20 protein-coding genes are annotated in these 21,228 nt (G+C 68.6%); 8 read left to right on the top strand and 12 right to left on the bottom strand.

The window, feature by feature from the left end:
• The first annotated feature begins 118 nt into the window (after positions 1–118).
• Positions 119–865 carry a DUF7146 domain-containing protein gene (locus VP06_RS04555; RefSeq protein WP_245291049.1) on the top strand — a complete coding sequence of 249 codons (747 nt, stop codon included), beginning with the start codon at positions 119–121 and terminating at the stop codon, positions 863–865.
• 343 nt (positions 866–1,208) lie between these two features.
• A complete protein-coding gene (locus VP06_RS04550; protein WP_048462640.1) occupies positions 1,209–2,135 on the top strand; it encodes a DUF2493 domain-containing protein in 927 nt (308 codons plus the stop codon).
• A 39-nt stretch (positions 2,136–2,174) separates the two neighbouring features.
• On the opposite strand, the gene VP06_RS04545 is transcribed toward VP06_RS04550, so the two are convergent.
• On the bottom strand, positions 2,175–2,645 hold the full coding sequence (locus VP06_RS04545) for a hypothetical protein (RefSeq protein ID WP_053081525.1): 471 nt from the start codon (positions 2,643–2,645) through the stop codon (positions 2,175–2,177).
• 465 nt (positions 2,646–3,110) lie between these two features.
• Between VP06_RS04545 and VP06_RS35945 the strand changes: the two genes are divergently transcribed.
• A complete protein-coding gene (locus tag VP06_RS35945; protein WP_156295448.1) occupies positions 3,111–3,284 on the top strand; it encodes a hypothetical protein in 174 nt (57 codons plus the stop codon).
• 576 nt (positions 3,285–3,860) lie between these two features.
• Entirely contained in the window at positions 3,861–4,034 is a 174-nt protein-coding gene (locus VP06_RS37015) for a hypothetical protein (protein WP_197093132.1), read from the top strand.
• A 172-nt stretch (positions 4,035–4,206) separates the two neighbouring features.
• Here VP06_RS37015 and VP06_RS04540 read toward each other — a convergent pair whose 3' ends face one another.
• From VP06_RS04540 to VP06_RS34440, 3 genes are read right to left on the bottom strand one after another with little or no spacing between them, the layout of a single operon-like run.
• Positions 4,207–6,207: a type IV secretory system conjugative DNA transfer family protein gene (locus VP06_RS04540; RefSeq protein WP_048462639.1), complete on the bottom strand. Its 2,001-nt coding sequence runs from the start codon at positions 6,205–6,207 to the stop codon at positions 4,207–4,209.
• Positions 6,204–6,401, bottom strand: a complete 198-nt coding sequence (locus VP06_RS04535) for a conjugal transfer protein TraD (RefSeq protein ID WP_048462638.1) — start codon at positions 6,399–6,401, stop codon at positions 6,204–6,206. Before VP06_RS04535 ends, VP06_RS04540 begins: the two co-directional genes overlap by 4 nt.
• On the bottom strand, positions 6,385–6,684 hold the full coding sequence (locus tag VP06_RS34440; protein WP_082167163.1) for a TraC family protein: 300 nt from the start codon (positions 6,682–6,684) through the stop codon (positions 6,385–6,387). Before VP06_RS34440 ends, VP06_RS04535 begins: the two co-directional genes overlap by 17 nt.
• Positions 6,685–7,207: 523 nt before the next feature.
• On the opposite strand from VP06_RS34440, the gene traA reads away from it, so the two are divergent.
• From traA to VP06_RS04515, 4 genes are all read left to right on the top strand, one after another.
• Positions 7,208–10,948, top strand: coding sequence for a Ti-type conjugative transfer relaxase TraA (gene traA / locus VP06_RS33620; protein ID WP_082167162.1), 3,741 nt, complete (start codon positions 7,208–7,210; stop codon positions 10,946–10,948).
• Positions 10,949–11,169: 221 nt separating this feature from the next.
• Complete coding sequence (locus tag VP06_RS04525) at positions 11,170–11,457, top strand: hypothetical protein (protein ID WP_048462637.1); 288 nt, start codon at positions 11,170–11,172, stop codon at positions 11,455–11,457.
• Entirely contained in the window at positions 11,454–12,755 is a 1,302-nt protein-coding gene (locus VP06_RS04520; protein ID WP_048462636.1) for a Fic/DOC family protein, read from the top strand. Before VP06_RS04525 ends, VP06_RS04520 begins: the two co-directional genes overlap by 4 nt.
• The gene (locus tag VP06_RS04515) at positions 12,752–13,663 is read left to right on the top strand and encodes a hypothetical protein (RefSeq protein WP_048462635.1); all 912 of its coding nucleotides are present in this window, start codon (positions 12,752–12,754) and stop codon (positions 13,661–13,663) included. The genes VP06_RS04520 and VP06_RS04515 overlap by 4 nt, the downstream gene beginning before the upstream one ends.
• A gap of 84 nt (positions 13,664–13,747) precedes the next feature.
• Here VP06_RS04515 and VP06_RS04510 read toward each other — a convergent pair whose 3' ends face one another.
• Genes VP06_RS04510 through VP06_RS04475 form a run of 8 tightly spaced genes read right to left on the bottom strand, consistent with a single transcriptional unit; the run spans position 13,748 to position 21,228 of the window.
• The gene (locus VP06_RS04510) at positions 13,748–14,155 is read right to left on the bottom strand and encodes a hypothetical protein (RefSeq protein WP_245291048.1); all 408 of its coding nucleotides are present in this window, start codon (positions 14,153–14,155) and stop codon (positions 13,748–13,750) included.
• Between the two features lie 14 nt (positions 14,156–14,169).
• Positions 14,170–17,157: a hypothetical protein gene (locus tag VP06_RS04505; RefSeq protein WP_048462633.1), complete on the bottom strand. Its 2,988-nt coding sequence runs from the start codon at positions 17,155–17,157 to the stop codon at positions 14,170–14,172.
• Entirely contained in the window at positions 17,154–17,639 is a 486-nt protein-coding gene (locus VP06_RS04500) for a hypothetical protein (protein ID WP_048462632.1), read from the bottom strand. The genes VP06_RS04505 and VP06_RS04500 overlap by 4 nt, the downstream gene beginning before the upstream one ends.
• 16 nt (positions 17,640–17,655) lie before the next feature.
• Positions 17,656–17,910 (bottom strand): hypothetical protein, encoded by a 255-nt coding sequence (locus VP06_RS04495; RefSeq protein WP_048462631.1) that lies wholly within the window; start codon positions 17,908–17,910, stop codon positions 17,656–17,658.
• Positions 17,910–19,202 (bottom strand): DotG/IcmE/VirB10 family type IV secretion system protein, encoded by a 1,293-nt coding sequence (locus tag VP06_RS04490; RefSeq protein ID WP_048462630.1) that lies wholly within the window; start codon positions 19,200–19,202, stop codon positions 17,910–17,912. Before VP06_RS04490 ends, VP06_RS04495 begins: the two co-directional genes overlap by 1 nt.
• 9 nt (positions 19,203–19,211) lie before the next feature.
• Positions 19,212–20,309, bottom strand: a complete 1,098-nt coding sequence (locus VP06_RS04485; protein WP_082167160.1) for a DotH/IcmK family type IV secretion protein — start codon at positions 20,307–20,309, stop codon at positions 19,212–19,214.
• A complete protein-coding gene (locus VP06_RS04480) occupies positions 20,306–20,962 on the bottom strand; it encodes a DotI/IcmL family type IV secretion protein (RefSeq protein ID WP_048462629.1) in 657 nt (218 codons plus the stop codon). The genes VP06_RS04485 and VP06_RS04480 overlap by 4 nt, the downstream gene beginning before the upstream one ends.
• Positions 20,959–21,228 (bottom strand): hypothetical protein, encoded by a 270-nt coding sequence (locus VP06_RS04475; RefSeq protein ID WP_048462628.1) that lies wholly within the window; start codon positions 21,226–21,228, stop codon positions 20,959–20,961. The genes VP06_RS04480 and VP06_RS04475 overlap by 4 nt, the downstream gene beginning before the upstream one ends.

Genomic DNA, 21,228 nt, shown 5'->3' with positions numbered 1-21,228 from the left:
CTGGCGATCTTCTCATGTTCCGTACGCCCCCCTTATGCGAGCGCGAGCAAGATACAGAGAGACGGCGCAGTCGGCCTCCATGGTGTCAAAGCCACCGGCACCCCTGCCCCAGCCGCCCGTGCCGCAGCGGGTACGCCCTCTGCTCCCCGAGGCCCGCGACACGGTCGAGTCGGCCCGCCGCATGCTGCGCTACGGCCGGCCGGTGCCCGGCACCGTCGCGGCAGCCTACCTGCGCTCGCGTGAGCTTGAGCATGCCGGCGACCAGCCAGCCCTGCCCCTCCCCCCGCGCTGCCTGTACCGGCCCTCGGCCAAGGAGCCCAAGGGCTCCGACACCTATCACCCGGCGCTGATGGCCGCCGTGACCGACCTGTCGGGCACTGTCATGGCGGTCGGCCGGACCTGGCTCGCTCCGGACGGGCGGGCCAAGGCGGCTGTGCGCGACCGGCGGCGGACCCTCGGTAACCAGCTCGGCCATGGCGTGCGGTTTCCCGGCACGGTGCCCGATCTGATGGTGGCCGGCGAGCGCGTCGAGACGGTGCTGTCGGTCCAGGGCGTCCTGCCGGCCGTGCCGCACGTCGCCGCCCTGTCGGGGGCGCACCTCGCCGCCCTGATCCTCCCTCCGGGCCTGCGCCACCTCTACATCGCCCGCGACGACGATCCAGCCGGCAGGCGGGGTGCCGCGACCCTACGCCGGCGCGCCGAGACCGCGGGCATCCTGGTGAGCGACCTCGATCCCCGCGCGGACGACTTCAACACCGACCTCTGCCACCTCGGCCCGCGCGATCTCGCCTTGCATCTCGCGCTCCAGCTCAATCCGAACGACGCGGTGGCCTCCCTCCAGTTCGAGGAGGCGATGGCCGCCTGACCGGCCTCCTATCTGGTTGAGGATCGACCCCACGGGCTGACCCGGGCCGCGAGAGAGCCGGCGTCCACGGCCTTCTTCAGAGGGCGACTGATGCCGGGTCGGGGGACCTTGGGCGCAACGGTCCACGTCCGACGATTTTCCGCCGCCGCCTACGGCGGCTTTGCATCGCGAAGCAAAATCGACGGCCGTCGAGCCGTCCTCCGCTGACGCTCCGGCCCGCGCGGCCGCATCGCCAGGGTGCGATGCGGATCCTCGCGCGGGTGCGCCAGGCCCCCGAGCCCGGCCTTGGGTCGCCATGAAGGCCGCGATGGGCGCGGTCCCCGGACCCCTAAAGGAGCCCCCGATGCTCGACCACCTCACCCGTGACCTCGACGAGGACATGCAGCCCGATCCGACCCTGCTCGAGGAGCTCGCGGTCACCGGCTACCGCCCGTTCGAGGAGCACGACGATCCCCGGCCCCTGCCCCACTCCGGCAAACTGGACCATGCCCTCTTTGTGGCGATGTCCGCGCTTGAGGAGGCCTTTGCCGGCACCCGCCTGGAAGACGACCTCGAGGACGTGCTGTGGGGGGCCGTGAACGTCTTCCACCGCCGGGTCGAGATGATCGAGCGCAAGCTCGACGAGAACGAGCAGGCGCAGCGCCAGAGCCAGCGCGAGCAGGACGGCAGCGAGGTGCTCTCGGTCGAGCTGGAACGGCTGATCGCCCTCGGCCAGACCCTCTCGGAGCGCCGCAACGCCTTCGAGTACGCCCGCGACGCGGCCGCCCACCGGTTCACCCGGATCACCAAGTCGCTCTGGCGCCCCCACTCCGGCTCGCAGGTCAACCGCGCGACGATGACCGCGGCGATGATCGATAGCCGCGACTTCATCAGCGCCCGGCGCCGGGCCGAGACCGAGATCCACCTGCCGCAGGGCACCCGGATCGCCTTCACGGGCGGCAAGCAGTTCCAGGACGTGTCGGTGATCTGGGACACCCTGGACCGCGTCAGGACCAAGTACCCCAACATGGTATTGTTGCACGGTGGCGGCGAAGGCGCCGAGCTGATCGCCGCGAAGTGGGCGGAGAACCGCAAGGTCGCCCAGGTGGTGTTCAAGCCGGACTGGAAGCGCCACAGCAAGGCGGCGCCCTTCCGGCGCAACGACCAGATCCTGGAGCAGGCGCCGATCGGGATCGTGCACTTCCCGGGCGGCGGGATCTCCGACAACCTTGCCGACAAGGCGATGGCGAAGGGAATCCCCGTCCAGCGGAACGTGAAAGCCGGCGCGTGAGCGCCGGTCCCCGCGGACGGGCGGCCCGTGATCGGGCCGCTATCCCCCGTCGTGGCTCGGGAGCCAGGCGGCCTCCCGGGCCTCCTTGGCGAGCCGCAGATAGGCGTCTTCGAAGACACCTTGGACCCGCTGATCCTGGATGAGGTTGGTCACGAGCGCGGCCAGGCGATCGTAGGCTCCGCGGGGGATGGGGATCAGGTGTTCGGGGTCGCGGTAGACGACCGTGTCACCGGTCTGGACCAGCGTGAAGCTGGAGCGATCGCAGAACACGATGGCTTCCCCGTCAAGCTGGAAACCCTCGATCAGCTCCCCGACGTCGTCGATGCCGGTGGCCGAGACGGATCCTCCACTGATGGTCAGCGTGAGGCGTAGATCGGCGGGCTCGCCGACCTCGAACCGAAGCGAGGTGGAGTCCTCGAAGATCGCCTTGATGGTCATCCAGGAAGACGCCGGAAGAGGCGCGGTGGAGGCCTTGGGGCAGGTGAACGGCGCGAGCGGGTTGGCGGCCACGGTTGCCCCTGAGTTGTACCTGTCTGCCGCAAGGTAGCACGCTGAGAGGGTCGGGTCAGCACTGAACCGTTGCCGCTCTGTGCCAGGTTCGAAGCGCTCCTCCCCAACGAGAGCCACGCGCCTGGTCATGCCGTAAGGCGGTCACATCGCCGATCCGGCGGGAGCCACCATGCGGCTGACTCAACCCTTGCGGACGGCGCAGGAGGAGGCGCGGCCGCGACGTTCACCACGGCCTCGAACCGTCCAACGACGATGGCGACGAGGGAACAGACTCCATCTCCGCTCGCAACCGCCCGGCCGGACGATTTTCCCCTGTCGCTGCGCGCCATTCCTCGCGAGGCAAAATCGCCAGTCCGGCCAGTCCTCCGCTGCGCTCCGGCCCCGTCGGGGTGCGGGCGGCGCCGTCGCCTGTTTGGGGGGTCGCATCGCGCCGGGACGGTCCCGAGCGCCAGGGAAACTCAGCCGATGGTCCTCTCCACCAACACCCCTCAGACAGGTCTTCGCGCGAACCTCGAGGCGATCCTCGCCTCGATGAATGCGGAGATGAACTCCCTCACCGACCTGGCCGCGCGGCGAGTCGTGGCGGAATGCATCGAGGACGTCCAGGCCGCGATCGACGACCTCCCTCCGGGGGCCTGAGCGAGCCGCCACGAGGGTCGGCATGAGCCGACCCTTACCGTTTTCGGGAGAACGAGAAGCTCGGCTTTGAGCGGCAACCGGATCGTGGAGATATCGGCGCCAGGCTGGAAGCGCTCCTCCCCGGCGAGGGCAGCCTTCCTGGTTAGGCCGCGAGGCTGGAGGCGTCCGGAGCGGGCGCCATCACGAGCGGCGGCGGCGCGGTGGGGGGCGCCCTCCCGCGCCAAACTGGAGCAGCGGCGAGGGTCACGAGCCGGCCACCGCGCCCCATCCGGCAAGCCCGGCGTCCGGTCGATCCGCCCCAAGCGGAACCGGCGGTGAAGCGCGGCGCCGACGTTCGCCACAGCGTCGGACCGTCCCTACACGATGGCGACAAGGGAACAGACGGCGTCTCCGCCCGCAACCGTCCGGCCAGACGATTTTCCCCTGCCGCTTCGCGTCATTCCTCGCGAAACAAAATCGTCAGTCCGGCCGGTCCTCCGCTGCGCTCCGGCCCCTGCGGGGTGCAGGCGGAGCCGCCGCCTGTTTGGGGGGTCGCATCGCGCAGGGACGGTCCCGAGCGCCACAGGAACCCAGCCGATGCCGCGCCCCACCTCGACCCTCCCCGCCCACGCCCGCTACACCCTCGTGACCCACGTTGCGGAACTCCAGGCCGAGCTGGCCTCCATCTCCTGCCCGCGCGAGCGGCGCACCATCCAGGCCGAGCTGAAGGCCGCCCAGACCCGGGTCGCCCAGCTTCCCCCGGAGGGCTAAAACCCCCTCCTCCAGGGCCGCCCAACGGGCGGCCTTCTACCCCGGAGATCGGGGTGCCTTACCCTGGTTCGTAGCGCGCGGGACAAGCCTTCGGCGGGCACCCGTTCGGGCGCCCGCCGAACCGTCCGATCGGACGGGTTTCGCCGCGTCTGACGCCGCCGCGAGCGGCCCGTCAGGCCGCCTCTTGGGTCGACTTGAACTCAGCCACATAATCCTCCGCTTCCTGCATCTCGCGCGCGAAGAAGCGGTTCTCCTTGACGAGCTTCTTCATATCGTCCCGTCGGAAATAGATCGCCCGACCGCAGCGGATCGGTTCGATGCCCGGCACGCACAGGATCTGCTCGTCGCGCCGCATCGTGTTGATGATCTCGTCGGGCATGATGAGTGCCCGTTTGTGGAGCGAGGTCGAGGCTGACACGCTCACTCCGCCGGACCCCTTGCCGCCCGAACGAGCCTGCTGGCTGAACGAGATGATCTCCTGCGTGAAGTACCCGCAGCGCTCCGACAGCGCCTTGGCCGTTTCGACGTCGGTGACGGCCGAGAAGCTCTGCCACGAGGTCGACTCGAACCACGCCGAGACGGCATCCTTGTCGCCCCATTGCTGGCGAAGCTGACCCAGCGCCTGGTACACCATCACGAGCACGATGCCGTACTTGCGGCCGGCGTCGCGGGCGACCTCGAGCAGGCTCATGTTGCCGAGCCGGGCCGCCTCGTCGAGGATGAAGGCGACGCGGTCTTTGATCTCGCCATTGGCGTGGTAGAGGGCGTTCATCAGCCCGCCGATGATGACCCGGGCAAGCCCTGGGTAATCCTGGAGCGTCTGAAGGTCGAGCGCGACGAACACGTCGATATCGTCCTCCACGAGGTCGAGGCTGGAGAACGCCCCGTCCGACACGATCGCGGCGTATTCCTTGAACGACAGCCAGTTGGTCAGATCGGCCGCGGTGGCGTAAACGCCGGAGAATGTCTGAGGCGTCATCGACTTGAACGGGCCCAGCGCCAGCGCGGCAAACGAGTCCTTTTCCTCGGCCCGGAGCATGAGGCTGAGCTGCTCCAGAAAGTCGGGCTCAGCCTGCGAGATCAGCTCGCGCAGGGTGCGTAGGGTACGAGGCCGGGTCGCATCGAAACCCCGGTTGAGGCAGATGTGAGCCAGCACCCCGCGAATGAGTTGGAGCGCCGAGTTTCGGAAGAAGTCGTTGGGATCGGCGCGCTTGACCTGGCCGGTGGCGATCCAGCCGACCACGGCGGCGATGTCCTTCTCGGCCGAGTTCTCACCCCGCCCGATCCAGTCGAGCACGTTGAACCCACTCTCTAGGTCCTTGGGGGTGATGCAGTGCACGCGCCGAAAGTTGCCCGGGCCGCGCATCGTCTCGCGGTACTCGGCGAGCATGGGATACAGCTCGGTCGAGGGATCCAGCACGACGGTGTTCCAGGGGCACGAGAGCAGCATCGGGATCACGGTACCGGTGGTCTTGAACCCGCCCGATCCCGAGAAGATCAGCCCATGCCCGGAGCCGAGATCGGCGTTGAACCCCATCAGCGGTTTGCGCCCGCCGGAGCCCCACGTCCTGCGATCGCCAGGCTTGAAGATCCGCGAGGTGTTCTTAGGGTCGAGATCGGGGCGGTACAGCTCTCCGAGCACTAGCGCACCGTCCTCCGGAAACAGCTCACCGACGAGCTTCATCGGCGCCCATTCGGCGTCGCCATGGGCAGCGGATTTTGACCGAACCGGCTTGTTGTAGCCGCGCGTGGTCTTGCGGACCCGGACCAGTGAAACGACCGGCGCGATGAAGGCGACGAAGCCCGCAAAGCACACCGCGCAGAACAGCGGAATGTCGGCCTGGCGCAGCAGCGCGCGGGCATCCGCACCCGGGTTCAGTGCGGTCAGTCGGGCGATTTCCTCTCGCACAGTCCAGACGCATAAGGCGATCAGGAACAGCGAGGAGAAGCTTGCGACCACCCGGCCGCTGTCGCCGGCCCGGGTCAGGCCCGAAGCGGCAAACAGCACCAGTGCGGGGAACGCCACGGCGGCTACCCGCATGGCGTGGACCATCATCGTATGGCCCGGTTCGATGACGTAGAAGGCGCCGACCAGAGGGGCAAGGAACAGGCTGAACGTGAGGTGCAGCGCCAGGCCGATCGCGACGGCGAAGGCCCCGTTGATCCACTTCATTTCGTGAACTCCTTATCCCCCAGGCGGGCGAGCCGCTCTTCGACGGCAGGGTCGCGAATGCGCTCGCGGCTCTCGACCAGGAGCCCGAGCAGGACGTTGCTTGGGATGTCGGCGAGCCCGGCTTTGACGATCAGGCCGCCGAGCTTGATCTTCTGGTGAGCGTCCTGTTTCCGCTCCTCATTCCGCTTGAGCATCAGCTCCCTCCGGAGCCGGTCGAGCGCCTCGACGTCCCTTTGCCTTGGGCTGCGCCACCTCCGGGTATTCCGTACGAAATCGCGCCACCAGTTCCTCGAAGGCCTTCGCCAAAGCCTCTTCGGGGATGGCGATCGATCCGAGGCCAGCCTTCATCGCCAAGCCACCGATCCGCGCGGCCTCGGCCTTGTCGTGTTCTGTGAGCTTCTTCTTCAGCGCATCGATCGAACTGCTGAGCTGCTGGATCTCGCCGAGGATCGCCTCGCGCGACTTTGGCCTAGCCATGGATGCTCCGCTCCCATTCGGTTGGACAGCACTGGTTAACATCCGCAACACGATTGGGAAACGCTGCGTCAAAACATCGATGGGTCAGCAGGCTCTGGATGCGTGGATCCGTGGTCCCAACGTCACACCCTTGGGCTTGTTAGACTTTAAGTATCGTTGGTCGGTGACCATCAATCGTAGGTCTCGGGCCGACACTTGCCTCTCCCTAGCCGACCTTGTGGTCGAGCTTCGGACCGCTCCTCTCCCCTCCCGGCGGCGCGACCTTCGCCTGTGCGCGGAGGCCGGTTCGATCGGGCCTCGCCCGTTTTCGGTGCCCCAATACCTCCGGCGATCGCGCACGCAGGAAGGGCGCGCTAGCCGGCTTTGCCGGGCAGTAGGTTCCGGCCCCGTAGGGGCCTCTCTTGAGCGGAGCTACGGCGCGCAGCGCCTCCGCAAGGTCCCCTGAGTTTTACGAAGGGGCGCACTTAAAGGAAACTGGCGTTTCCCTGAGTTAGGTGCTAATGGTCAAGCTCGGGAGCCTCGCATGGCGATCTATCACCTCTCGGCTCAGCTCATCAGCCGCGGCCGCGGCAAGAGCGCCGTCGCCAGCGCCGCCTACCGGCGCGCGGCCACGATGACCCGTGAGAGCGATGGCAAGGTCATCACCTACGAGGGCAAGCAGCACGTCGCCCACACCGAGTTCAGCCTGCCCCCCGTGGTTCCGGCGTGGTTCCGGACCGCGCTCGACGGGCGCAGCGAGAACGGCGCCTCGGCATTCCTGTGGAACGCCGTCGAGAAGAAGGAGGGCCTGAAGGGCACCGGCTACGCGATGGAGCTGAACATCGCTCTGCCGGTCGAGCTGACGCTGGCGCAGAACATCGAACTCGCCCGCGACTGGATCGAGACGGAGATCGCGGCCCGCGGCCATGTCGTCGATTGGGCCCTGCACGATGCGCCAGGTAACCCGCACATCCACGTCATGATCCCGCTGCGGATGCTCACCGAGGACGGGTTCGCACGCAAGCACGAGTTCGCCCGCGATCCGGACGGGAACGTCATCTACCGCCCGGACGGCAAGCCTCAGTACGAGGTCATGGCCGGGCCGATGAAGCACCTCGTTCCCTGGCGCCGTTCGTGGGCGGAGGTGGCCAATACCCACCTGGCCGCCGCCGGGTTCGACCTGCGCATCGACCACCGCTCCCACGTCGAGGCCGGCATCCAGATCGAGCCGACCGAGCACATCGGCGTCCAGGCCTCCAACCTGCGCGGCACCGTCGCCGATCGGGTCGAGGAGGAGAAGCAGAAGCGCATCCGCAATGCGCAGGCGATCATCGCCGACCCCGACAAGCTGCTGCCGATCCTCTCGCGCGAGAAGAGCGTGTTCGACGAGCGCGACATTGCCAGGGCGGTCTTTCGCTACATCGATGACCCGGCCGCGTTCGAGGCGGTTCGTCTCAGGCTCGGCCAGTCGCCCGAACTCGTCGCCGTCGCCGAGGAGGTGTTCGATCCCGAGAGCGGGTGCGTGGTGTCGCCGGCGCGCTGGACGACGAGGGCGCTGCTTCAAGCCGAGATCCTGATGCAGGCGGCGACCGGCCGGCTCTACGCCGATGCCGGTCACAGGGTGTCACCGCGGGCGCTCGAGCGAGCCATTGCGGCCCGACCGGAAGTGTCCGAGCAGCAGCGTGAAGCAGTCCGCCACGTCACGGCGCCCGAGCGGATCGCGGCCGTCGTCGGGTTTGCTGGTGCGGGCAAATCGACCATGCTGGGCATTGCGCGTGAGGCCTGGATCGGCGCCGGTCACGCCGTCGTTGGCGGGGCGCTCGCCGGCAAGGCGGCCGAGGGGCTGGAGCGGAGTGCAGGGATCGCGAGCCGCACCTTGGCGTCGTGGGAACTCGCCTGGAAGCACGAGCGCGACCTGCTGAAACCCGGCGACGTGTTCGTGCTCGACGAGGCCGGCATGGTCGCCTCCGAGCAGCTCTCGCGGATCGTCCAGGAGGTGGAGCGGCGCGGCGCCAAGCTGGTCCTGGTCGGTGACGCCCAGCAGCTCCAGCCGATCGAGGCCGGCGCCGGCTTCCGGGCGATCACCGAGACGATCGGCTACGCCGAGCTCTCCGAGATCTGGCGTCAGGTCGATCCGGCGATGCGGCGGGCAAGCGTGGCCTTTGCCAGAGGCGAGGCAGCCGCGGGACTCGGCGTTTACAGCGAAGCCGGGATGGTGCGGTTCACGTCCGATCGCGAGGGCGCGCGCGAGGCCCTGATCGCGGCCTGGAAACCGGACTACCTTGGCCTCAAGCCCGACGGCCGGGCAAGCGAGACGCTGATCCTCGCCCAGACCAACGTCGACGTTCTGGCCCTCAACGTCTTGGCGCGTTCGGCGCTCAAGGCCGACGGGATGCTGGAGAATGAGGCCCGGTTCATCACGGCGCGCGGCGAGCGGATGTTCGCTCCCGGCGACCGCGTGCTGTTCCTCGAGAACGATCGCCAGCTCGGCGTGAAGAACGGGATGCTCGCCACCGTCGAGGCCGCGTCGATCGGCCGGCTCACGGTCAAGCTCGATCGGGACGGCAGAGGTGACGGCGAGCGGATCGAGGTCCAGGCGGAAGCATACCGCAACCTCGATCACGGCTACGCGGCCACCGTCCATAAGAGCCAGGGCGCGACGCTCGATCGGGTCCACGTGCTGGCCACGCCCGGCATGGATCAGCATCTGGCATACGTGGCGATGACGCGTCACCGCCACGCTGCCGTCCTCCACGGCGCGCACGCCGACTTCATCCCGGACTGGCGCAAAGCCAAGCTCGGAGCGGCGCCGTCACGGGACGTTCTCGATGCGGCCGCGCTCGACGGCTTGTCCCGCCGGTTGTCGCGGGACGGCTCGAAGGCTTCGACTCTGGATTTCGTCGACGAGGCCGCGTTCCGTGAGGCTGCGGTTGCGCTGACGCGGCCGCCGGAGTCGATCGACGGCGAGCCGGTCCGGGGCCGCGCGAGCGATCTCCCGCTGCTCGATGCCAAGGGGATCGCCAGGGATCTCTCGGCGCTCGCAGGTCGCCTCGAGGCAGACGGTGACGCGGCTGCGATCGGCGCCGTCCCGAAGCCCGCCGCCAGCGTCACCGACCCATCCGGCTCGCCAGCCCTGGCCGCGCTCGACGCGGCTCTCGCCCGGCTGGAGAACGCGGAAACCGACGTCGCCGACCGGGTGCGGCCACAGGATTTGCGTGCCCTCGCCTCGGGCTTCGCCGAGCGTCGCGGGCTCAACGGTCACGCGGCCCTCACGCCCGCGCTGGTGAAGCGCGCGCGGTCGATGATCATGACGGCCCAGGCGCGTTGGCGCCGCCTGCATGGTGCGGCCGTTCGGCTCGCCGCCGCCTGGCAGGCACTCGCCTCGACCCGGCCCGCCGTCGTCGAGAACGTTCCGCTAAAGACCCGAGAGCCTGCCGCCCAAGCGATCCCGCTCAAGCCATTCCTCGCGGCCGTTCCCTATGACGAGGCGGCGATCGACGAAGTGCTCGAAAGCCGCGTCGATCCGGAGCGGGATCTGAAGCGTGAGCTCGCCTCGTTGCGCTCCAGGATCAGCACGTCGGTCAAGGATCCCGCGAGCCTGTTCAAGGCGATCTACGCCCAGCTTCGTACGCCCGGAAAGGGCTACTCGGCACGGATCAGCGACCTGCTGGCCAACCCCGACGCCTATGGCGGCCTGCGGGGTCGAAAGGGGTGGTTCGTTCCCAAGGCCGAGAAGGAGGAACGCGAGAAGGCCGAGGCCGCCTATGGGGCCATCGAATGGACCGCCGTCGAGCTCAAGAACCGGTTCTCGGTCATGGTCGACAAGGCGCGTCCGGAGGAGGAGCGCTACCGTTCGCGCATCGCCATCGAGGTGCCGGGTTTGTCGCCGGCGGCAGCGGCCGCGCTGACTGAGATTGCCCGGACCTCGTTGTCGAACCCGCGCGCGTTCGATGCCGTCGTTGCGAAGGCCGTCGCGACGTCCGAGCAGCGGGCGGAGATCGAGGCATTCGCGAGCGCCGTAGGCCGCCGGTTCGGTGCCACCGGGGCGATCGGCCACGCGGCGCACAAGGGCCTCGGCCCGGCGCAGTGGCTCACGAGCGAAGAGCGCGAGATCCTGTCGGGCGGTGGGTTCGTCGCCTCTTACCTCAAGGAGGGGAGCCTGGATCATCTGATCGCCACGGTCCTACGCCGCGAACTCGACCAGCGCGTCGACGTGCAGCCTCAGCAAACCCTGGAGCAGCGCAAGGAACTCGACCGTGACCGTGATCCCGGGTTGACGGTCTGAGGGTCCACCATTCCCTGAATCGGCATTTGAAACTTGCCCGTTAGAACTATCTTCGGTCACCGCTGTGTCGCCTACGACACGCGGGCCGTATTGGCGCCGCGGCGACTATGGGTAAGGGTAGGAGAGAGAGGACAGCCGAGAGTTTTGGCCGTCTGAAGGACGGATCGAGAGTCGCTGCCTGCGCGCCGGACCGGCCGGGCTAGAACCGAGGAACCGCACCCATGAGTTTCCGCGACCTGCCGGCGCTGGTGACCCAGCGCCAGGACGCCCTCACCCTGCTCGAGGCTCTGGCCTCGGGCGTCGACGAGCGTGAGTTCGCCCCCTTCGTCACCGCGCTCACCTCGCCCGAGGATGAGCAGGCAGCAGCCATCATGCTCGGATCGGGCAACGGGATGTCCTTGCGCGTCCAGCTCGGTGCCCTCCTCTCCGGAGCCGGCCTCGTGACCAACGACGAGGTATTCCAGGCCCTCGACGCGCGCCGCGCCCGAGCCAAGGGAGGGGTGGCGTGAGCGGCGATCCCTACGTCTACGAGGGCACCGACACCCTTCGAAACAACGCCGGCATCCGGGATCCGGAAGCCCTGTCGGAGCGCGAGCAGATCGTCTCGTTCCAGGCCCTGCGCCAGATGCTGAAGGAGCCGGTGCTCGGCAACTTCGACCAGACGCATTTCGCGGCGATCCATAAGCGGCTGTTCGCCGAGGTGTATCCATGGGCGGGCGAGACCCGAACGGTTGAGCTGTGGAAGCCCGAGATCGTGCTGAACGGCCGCAGCGTCGCCTACACGCCGCCGGCCGCGATCGAGCAGCAGATGCGGAGCGCGCTCGCCAGCCTCGCGCAGGAGCAGCCGGGGAACCTGAAGGACAGCCGGCCGGCGATGCGCCTGGCACAGAACATGGCGACGCTGTTCCAGGCCCACCCGTTCCGGGAGGGCAACACGCGCACGCTGCTGGCGTTCATGGAGCAGTACGCCCGCCACCATCAGCAGCCGCTCGACCAGGCCCTGATCAACCGCGTCCCGAGCGAGATCCGCGACGCGCTCGTGCTCGCCACCCAGGGCCAGATCCGGCCGTTGTCCGAGATGGTGCGGAATGCGCGGTACTCGGAGGAGCAGCGCGCTCATCCGGTCCTCGGCCGCCTGTCGGCCGAGGCGTTCGAGGCGACGCGGTTGATGGGAGCGCCGCGCATCGTTCTGCCCGAGCCCGGCACCCAGATCCGCGGCCAGGTGGTCGCCACGAGCTACCACCACGCCCTGGTGCGTCAGGACCGCGAGATCGCGGCGGTGCCGCTCGCCTCCTTCCGCGTGATGCCGGAGAACAACTCCCGCGTCGACGTGCGGGTGCTGCGCAACGACGAGGGCCTGGACCGCAACCGGCCGCGCGAGGAAGTCGCACAAAGTCAGGTCGTCGGCCGGGTGCTGATCCCGGCGAGCTACCTCATGCTCACCGGCCAGCGACCCGAGGACGCCGCGCGCAACCGCATCGAGATCCCGGGTCCGAGCCCGGCCCTCGCCGACGCGTTGAAGACGCGAACAGCCCGGGAGATCGTCGCTGATCCAAGCCTGGCCGCCGAGGTGCGCCAGATCGACAAGAGCCTGATCGAGCGTTTCGGGCGCGAAGGTTCGGTGATGCTGGTCCAAGGCAGCCCCGAGCAGGCCAAGAGCCTCCTTCCCAAGGGGCAGGATCTCGACGAGGTGCGGGCCGTCCTCAAGCCCCTGATGCAGGCCCTCGTCGTCGACGATCGTCAGCAGACGCTCGCACAAACCCAGGCGCTCAGCCGTGACGAGCCCCAACTCGGACGATCCGTATGAAGGCTCTGCATCGCGACCCAGTCGAGGCGGTCTCGGCCGGGACGATCATCACCCTCGGCTTCGTCGCCTGCGCCACGATGGCCGTCCTCAGCCTCGTGTGGTGGACGTTCTCGCCGGTGCTCGGCCGAATGTACGCCGCCCTGCGGCTGCTCGAGAGCGCGACCCTGTGGCGGTTCACCGGCTGGGGCCGGTACTTCACCGGGACGCCGGCCGGCGAGCCGTTCGCCTTCGTGTCGATCTACCAGTCGAGCGCTCCCTTCGGCCTGGTGGCCGCCCTGCTCACGGCGCTCATCGGCTTCCTCGCGTGGCGCAAGCGGAGCCGGAACCACATCGACGCCCTCATCACCCTTCCGCGTCGCGGCTTCGAACGGGAGGCAATCGTCGGCCGGTTCATTCCGGCCGGCCGGCTGGTGCGCCTGCCCGATCAGGACCAGAAGCCATGTACCGCTCCGGCCAAGTGCCCCAACCAGTTCAAGGGTATCCGCGATCTCCTGGATGCCCGAGCCGTGGAGACGGTGCTGGACGACGTGCCCTGGCACCTCGCCGGTGCCCTCGTCCTCACGATCGACGCGCTGGCTCCGCTCGCCGATCGCCAGCTTCGCCAGAGGGTCCTGAAGGCCGTCAGGGACGCCGCGGACCGCCATGCCGTGAATCCGCTGAGCGAGCAGCCCGCGACCCTCCTGCCGACCCTGCACGGCGCCCTGCTCCAGGCGATCACCGATCAAAAAAACCGGGGGGCCGCGGCGCTTCGCGAGGTCCATGCCGTGCTCGAGACGAAGGACGATCTCGAAGCCGCCGTTACCACGCTCGCAAGCGCGGCCATGATGGAACACCGGTTGCAGTTCCCGGACTACGCGTGGCTGCGGCACGTCGATCCGAACGTGCAGTCTGAAATTGCGACCTACTGAGATCGCTCAATAAGAGGCGCCGAGCGGTGGGCCCGCTCGGCGCTGTCGTCGTGTCACGCTGTACCGGCCGGGTCGACCGTCAGGTCAGGTGCCGGACCCGGTCATGTAGGTGGTGACGACGCCGATGATGACGCCCAGGATGGTGACGCCGGAGCCGACGACGATCCCGGCGATCGACCGGCCGCTATCCTCGCGAGCGTTGTCGTCCTGCGACGACTTGTAGAGCTTCACGCCCGAGATGCCGGCAAGGCCGATGCCGATCACCGCGAAGATGATCGAGATGACGATGCCGGCGTTGTTGCCGCCCGTGGCGATCGACGACGCGTTGAGCGACGAGCTCGCCGCCTTCGAGCGCGAGTTCTTGAGAAATTCGATCGGCGCAGACGGATCGCCCGAGGTTCCGCCCGTCGCCTGAGCCAGGGCCGAAACAGTGCCCCAGCCCATGACCGTCGCGGTCGCGAGCGCGCGGTAGTACATATCCTTGAAGTTCATTGAAGCCTCCATCGTCATGCTGCGGTTCTGGATCGGCCGATCTGGGGCTGAGCTTCGCTCATGATTTCCCCCAACACTTGATCGACGATCGTCTTTGCGATCCGGTCCTCACCGAACCGCGCAAGCGCGGACATCCGGCTCCACGTCTCGATGGCGGTGCCATCGGGAAAGCGGGAAGCGAGGATGCGCAGCGCATCGTTGACCGCCATCCGGCGGTACAGCTCGTCGCGCACTAGGCGGTCCTCCGCCTTGGTGGTCAGGGCCCACAGCATCCGGGGCCCGAGCGAGTTGTTCAGAATGATCCAGCGCTCTTCCTCGCGCAGCTTGAACCGCGCCAGCAGGTTCGCGCCGCGCCGCCCCTGCGGGCCGTGAACCTGGCGCTCGAGCGCGGACTTCACCGCCTGATCGAACCCGAAGGTCTTGCGCGCCTGCTCGCGGATCTCGTTCGAGTCGGCGTTGAGCACCAGCACCGTCGAGGCCATGTCGGCGAGCGTGTCGAAGTCGGCGAGCAGCTGCGAGACCAGGATCAGCTCCAGGCCCCACTTGCGGCCCTCGCGCGCGTCCGACTTCACCTGCCGGGCGATCGTCTCGACGCCGCCGGTCAGGTGGTACTCGTCCATGCACAGCCGCTTGGGCGTCTCCGCCATCTCAGCGTAGCGCGCCTCCCAGTACCGGACGTATTCCTTCCGGATTTTGTCCTCGGGCGGGAAATCCATCTTCGCGATCTCCTCGGCAAAGCCGGAGATCTTCGAGAGATAGACGTGCCGCGCGATCATGAACATCAGCGCGTTGTTGCGCTCGGCCTCCGGCGACTTGTGGCGCTGCGCCACATCCTGGAGATCGATCGACACCACCCGCGCCTCGCCGAGGTCGAGCCTCGTCGGCCGGGCGAAGATCGGGAACTTCTCGATCGCGGACTCGAGCGAGCGCTGGACGTGGCGGATCAGCTCGGCAGGAAAATCCTGCACCATGATCGGCTCGGCGAGCACCCGGGCGAAGTCCTCCAGCACCGGCATCGCGTAGCGCTGCGCGCGCTGCGCCGCGTTGAAGAGCCGGCGCTCGACCAGCGCGTCGACGATGCTCCACCACCGTGCCTTGTCGGGAACCGCGATGCCGAAGTCGTGGATGATCCGGTCGAGCTCGGGGTCGACGTCGGGCTGGTAGACCGCCGGCGAGGACGAGAACTGGAGGTCGCTCTTGAGCTGGAACACCCGCGAGATCAGGCGCGGGACCAGGAGCGCCACTTCCGGGTTTGACACGTTGAGGAGCGTCGTCAGGAAGTTCTCGATGAAGCTCCTCTCGCGCTCCAGCGGCATGCGCCGGCCGAGCCCGAGGTCGAGGAAGTTGACCGCGTAATCCGGCGTGTTGAGGAGCCGCACGTAGTACGCTTCGTGCCGCCGCTCAGGGGGGAGCGCGTTGCGCACAAGCTCGATGAACCCGCTGGAGCTGACGCCGACGTCGATGACGGCGAGGAACGGCAGCGCCGCGCCGGCCGAGAACGCCGCGAACTCGACGTTGAGCCGGTTCATCAGCACGCTCTTGCCCGAGCCGGGGGTAGCGTAGATCAGCGTCAGCCAGAACAACTGCTCGGGCGACAGCGCCTCGTAGGGCACCGGCTTGCCGTCGGGCGTGACCAGCATGCTCTGGCCCTGCTTGAAGATCGGCGCCGTGCGGTGGAACGGCAGCAGGGCGGCGAGGTCGCCGAGCGGCGCGATTGAGCCCGGCGGAACCTCGGCCTGGACCGTCATGCCGGCCACCGTCTCGCACAGAGCCCGCAGCGGGTTGTGGGGCGCATCGGTCATCACCGCCTCGCCCCAGGTCATCATCCCGCTCATCAGGTACGAGCGGCGCCGCTCCAGGAGCCCCGGATCCTCGCCCGGCTCGGTCCAGGTCGTGGCGATGACCCGGCCCTTGACGATCGCCTCGCCGTCCTTCTGGACCACCTCCTCGAGCTGGCGCAGCGCCCGAAACAGGTTCTTGTTGCTCGGGCTCGCGAAGGCGAGGAGGCCGGCGAACACCTTCCTTAGCCGGAAGCCGACATCGGCATCCCGCAAAGCCTCGAGGTGGAAGCAGACCCGGAACGGCATGTCGGCGGAGCGCGACGAGCTCTCCAGCAGCGAGTCGAGCAGCCGGTTGAACGGCAGGATGGTCGAGGGGAACATCCGCATGACGGCGAGCGCGTAGCGGCGCCCGCCCATGTCGAGCGCGCGCATGTTGCTCGCGGCCTGCGCGTTCGAGGTCATGATCTGGCGCGCGACGGTCGGCGTGAAGAACTCGCTCACGTCGTCGTCGTGGCGCTCCTTAGCGCCCGGGTAGCGACGTGTGCCGGGTCCGTAGGGCGTCCAGCCGTCGGGGGTCTCGTGGTAGAGGACTGCCGCCCGGATCTGCTCGAGGTCGCGGCGCCGGCCCTTGTCGTCGGGAGCCAGGATCCGGCCCTGCAATCGGGCCTCGCCGAGCGCCTCCACCACCCGGCGCACGAATGCGGCGTGGACGCCGTCGAGGGCGCCGAGCCGCAAATAGGGGTTCTGCGCGTCGCGGGCCGGCGGCAGCTCCTGCCAGGCCTTGCGGTTGTCCTTCTGCTCGCGGCGCACCTCCTCGGGCGTACCGGCCGTCGGCCGGGTCCAGGCGGCGAGAAGGATCGTCTCGGAGCGCGCGCGCTCCTCCAGGACGGTCCGGCCCTCCTCGATCAGCGCCTCGACCGAGAGCCCCTTCTGGCGGGAGCGCCGGCCCTGGCGCTCGACGAAGGGATCGATGACCTTGGCGGTGTTGAGGGAGGACTCGTAGGAGATCGTGATCTGGTGCCCCGGCCGCTTGAGGATCTGCGCGATCCCGCCGGCGAAGCGCTCGACGACGTTGACGAGGTAATCCTCGGCCGAGACGATCGAGCGGATGCCGTCGATCTCGATCAGGGTAAGCTGCGACCCGTCATGGGCGTAGACCACCGCCTCCTCGCGCTCCGGGTCGAAGCCCGCCAAGTCGCAGAACTTGTCGGCCGTCCTCATTGGACACCCCGCAGGATGACCGAGAATTGGTAGACGGGCACCGCGAGCGCGAAGAGCCAGGCTCCGAGCAGTCCCGGAATGATGCCCCGCATGAGAGGCGCCGGGCGGACGTGCAGGGCGCAGAAGACCTGCGCGAGGGCAAACACCATCGCGGCGCAGGAGAGCATGATCGACGCCGGGTAGTAGGCGTAGATCAGCGGCAGGGACGTGATCGCGCCGTCGAGGCCGCGCGTCAGGCTGTCGTAGAGCAGCCCGGTCAGGAACAGGCAGCCGCCGCCAGCCATGCCGCAGAGGTGCAGGATCCGGCGCAAGCTCCGGTCCGAGCACACCGACACCGACCAGGCCCGCGCGGCCACGATCGCGTAGCAGCCCGCCGCGAGGGTAAGCGCGATGGCCGCCTTGCTCACCACAGGATGATGGTCGAGGTAGGCCGCCGCGTTGACGGTCAGGTTGTCGATGAGGTGCCAGGATCCGTCGTTCATCGCGTCACGTCCTCCCTCACTCGGCGAAGTAGAAGGAGAATTGCGCGATGATGATCGTGGGGATCGTCATGGCGCAGCCGATCACCCCGGCAACGATCCAGTTACCCGCCGTGCCGTCGCCCGAGTTGTTGGCCTGGTAGACCCGCAGCATTGCGTAGCCGGTCAGGAAAATGCCGGCGACGGCCGTGAGCACGACCACGAGCCAGGCCAGCGTCGGCACGAGGTCGATCAGGCCGCGCAGGATGTCCGCGACCCCCTTCGAGCCACCCATCACGGCTTCCTCACGTAGGAGATTGGCAGGGTCTCGGGCCGGTAGCTCGGACCAAAGGCCGGATCCGGCCCGTAACCGGTGCCGGCCCCGACCGAGACGCGAGCGGCGTCGAGCGGGACGACGACCGGCTGGAGGAAGACGATGCCGATCGGAAAATTGGTCGGGCTCGACAGGGTCGGCGGCCGGCTGAAGCTGCGCGCCGCCGCCGCGGTCATGGCTTGGCCGACCGGCAGCGCGGCGCCGAGGCCCGCGGTCAGATAGTCGATGTTGCGGCCCGACTGGACCGCAAAGCCGTTGCCGACCACCGTCTGGGTGTTGAGCTGGGTCAGCTGCTGGCCGACCTGGCCGACGCCCTGGATCAGGCCGGCGATGACGAGGCCGCCGTAGCGCTCAAGCACGTGGTTGTCGACGTCCTCGGCGACGCCGGTGCGGGCCTGGTCGACCGTGATCGCGAGCGCCTGCATCGGCCCCTGGCGGCCGTCCTGCAAGATCATGGTCGAGAACCGGATCGAGGCCTGCGTCTGCGAGTAGACGATCTGGCCGAGCAGCCGGATGCCGTTGAGCGGCCCGGGCTGCTGGCGCTCGTCGAGGTCGACGATGGTGGCGAAGATCGGGGCTGCCGGGTCGTCGGAGTTGAAGCCGCGATCGAGCACCGCGTAGGCGACGTCGCCGGCGCGCGCCACGGTCGCGTGCCGGATGCCGGGGCCGACCGGTACCGGCGCTGCCGCAGCGGCCGGGCGCGGCTCCGGCGGCTTTGGCCGCTCGCCCTTGCCGAAGCTTCGCACGAGGAACCCGCCCGGCGTGGGCTTCAACAGCGCCTTGATCTGCTCGTTGATCGCCGCGACCTGCTCGGGATCCGCCGTCGGCTGGACCGGCACGTCCCGGTACACGGTCTGGATGACCGGGCGGTCCTGGTACACGATCCGCTCGACCACCTGCGGGGGTGGGGGCGGGTCCGGCGGCCTCTGAACCGGGTTCTCGTCGGGCAGATCGCCCATCGTCGCGCCGCGCTTCTCGGCGATCACCGTCGGCGCCACGTAAGGCTTGCCGGCGCTGTCCTTCTCGTCCGCCGCCTGGCGGTTGACGCCGGCGCGCCGGTCGGCCTCGACCTTGCCGACGGGACGCATCATGTCGTTCTGCGGACTAGGCGTCTGTCCGCGGATCTCGGAGGCCAGCCCAGCGCCCTGGTCTGTGCCGGGCGTGTCCTTCAGAACGAAGGCGGCCGAGCCGAGGGCGAAGACGAGGAGCGAACCACCCAGTGCAGCGGTCGCTTTCGGAGACAGCGTGGCCATTATCCCCTCCTAGAATTCGATGGTGATGGCGGTCTCGGCTCCGTCGCCGCGCTCGGCGACGAGGCGCGAGGCCGGGCGGAGGAACTCGTAGATCCGGTAGCCCGAGGCCGCGTCGGCCGAGGCGACCGGCTGCGGGCTGACGAGGTCGCCCTGGACGCGCACGTACATCCGCTCGCGGTAGAGCCAGGCCTGCGCCCCACCGGTCGCGACGAGCTTCTGCGCGCCCGTCGGCGGCGTGCCGGCGCCGAAGAGGTGCAGGAGCGCCGTGGTGTCGATCGGGGCCGCGCCGCGCGGCGGGCCGGGCGGACCGGCCTTGCGGACAGGGGCGCTCGCCGTGACCACCTTCACCGGCGTCAGCGGCGAGGTGCCGGCGACCCGCACCGTGACCGGGATGTCCACCGTCTCGCTCTGCCCGGAGAGGACCATCAGCGGGATCGGGTAGGGCACGGCCTCGAGGCGGATGAGGATGTTGCCCCAGGTGTCGTAGCGGCACGGCATGAGGTTAATCGAAGTTGGCCTGTCCGCGCCCGCCCCGGCCGGGACCTGCGTCGCCCCCAGCGTGGTATCCTGGCCGCAGCCGGTGCCATCCTGAGCAAACAGGCGCGGATCGTAGGCGACCGAGGCTATCGGCCAGGGCGCGCCCTTCGCATCCACGAAGGTGATCGGGCTCACGACCCCGTAGGCGAGATGCAGCGTCTCGGGCGCCGAGCGACTGACCTCCTGCGTGACGGTGAGGAGCCGTGGCTCCGGCCGGGGCATGCGCCCGTCGCGACCGGGGAAGTTGCCGGCGCCCTGCGCATCCTGGACCGCCCGGCGGACGTCCTGGATCTCGCCGGGCTTGAGGATCATGCCCTGGGTGCCGCCGATCATGCGCTTGCGCAGCTCTTCGAGCTCGGCCGGGGTCAGGGCGCGCGGGACCGGGGGCGGAGCCTGCGTGGGGACAACGACGGGACCGGCGGCAGCGGCCGGCGGCACCCCGGCCGGCCGGCGTACCGTCTCGCCCGGGGGCTGGAAGTTCGGCGGGGCCGGCTGCCCGGGAGCTTGCGCCACCGCGGCGGTCGCCCAGACGGCAGCCACGGCGAAGCCAGAGGCCAAAACGCGCTTCATGGCCCCACCTGATTGGTCAGTTGCTGCGTCGAGATCACCGAGTCGATCGCGATGCCGTTCGGGTTGATCGGAGAGGGGTCGATCCGCACGATCGTCATGGTCAGAAGACGCCGCTCGACCCGCGTCTCGACGTTCGTGCGATAGAAGATCTGAAGCGGAACCTCGACGCGCCAGTAGTAGCGGCCCGCGAGCTTACCCTCTTCCGCCACATTGGCCGGGTCGGTCGTCACGGCCGAGACGGTCTGGTAGCCCGTCACGACTTTCTGGATGATGCCGCTCTCTTGCAGAGCCGCCCGGTAGCGGTCGCGGCCCTTCGGCGTGAACGACTGGCTCAGCGCGTTGTTGATAAGCGCGCGCCAGTTCGCGTAGTCGTAGGAGTTCAACTGGACGGCCGACGAGACCGCGAACTCCTTCAGGCGGGCCTGGCTGATGTTCGGCTCGGCAAGCGGGATCGCTTCGCAAACGGCTTGCGCGTCCGAAGTCCAGATGAACTGCTTGACCGGAAACCGGATGAACGCGTTGTAGAACAGCAGCGCGTTGACCGTGAGCGACAGCAGCAGGAACAGCGACAGCAGCAGGATCCACTGCCACTGGTTGCGCAGCATCATCCGGCCGGCGTCGACCTCACGCGAGATGTGATCGGCCGATTTCATGACTGCGGCCTTCCCGCCGTCGGCGGTGCCACGATCTTCACCTCACAACCGAACACGCCGCCGTCGGCGACGTAGGGGATCACCTCGGCCCGCTTGATCGACAGGTAGGCGAGCCACATCATCGCCATCAGCGAGGCGAAGACCGCGCCGGCGAGGAACGCAGAGGCGCGCGAGTAGCCATCGATCCGGTCGGCGAGCGCCGACGGCGACAGGCACCCGCGGGCCGAGGGCAGGCTGAACGCCCCGATGGAAGCGCGGCGGGCCAT

Origin of the sequence: Methylobacterium aquaticum (genome assembly GCF_001043915.1) — a bacterium.
GTDB classification, from domain to species: Bacteria; Pseudomonadota; Alphaproteobacteria; order Rhizobiales; family Beijerinckiaceae; genus Methylobacterium; species Methylobacterium aquaticum.
Note: the sequence above shows the minus strand (reverse complement) of the source record. Positions and strands in the feature narration are given on the sequence as shown.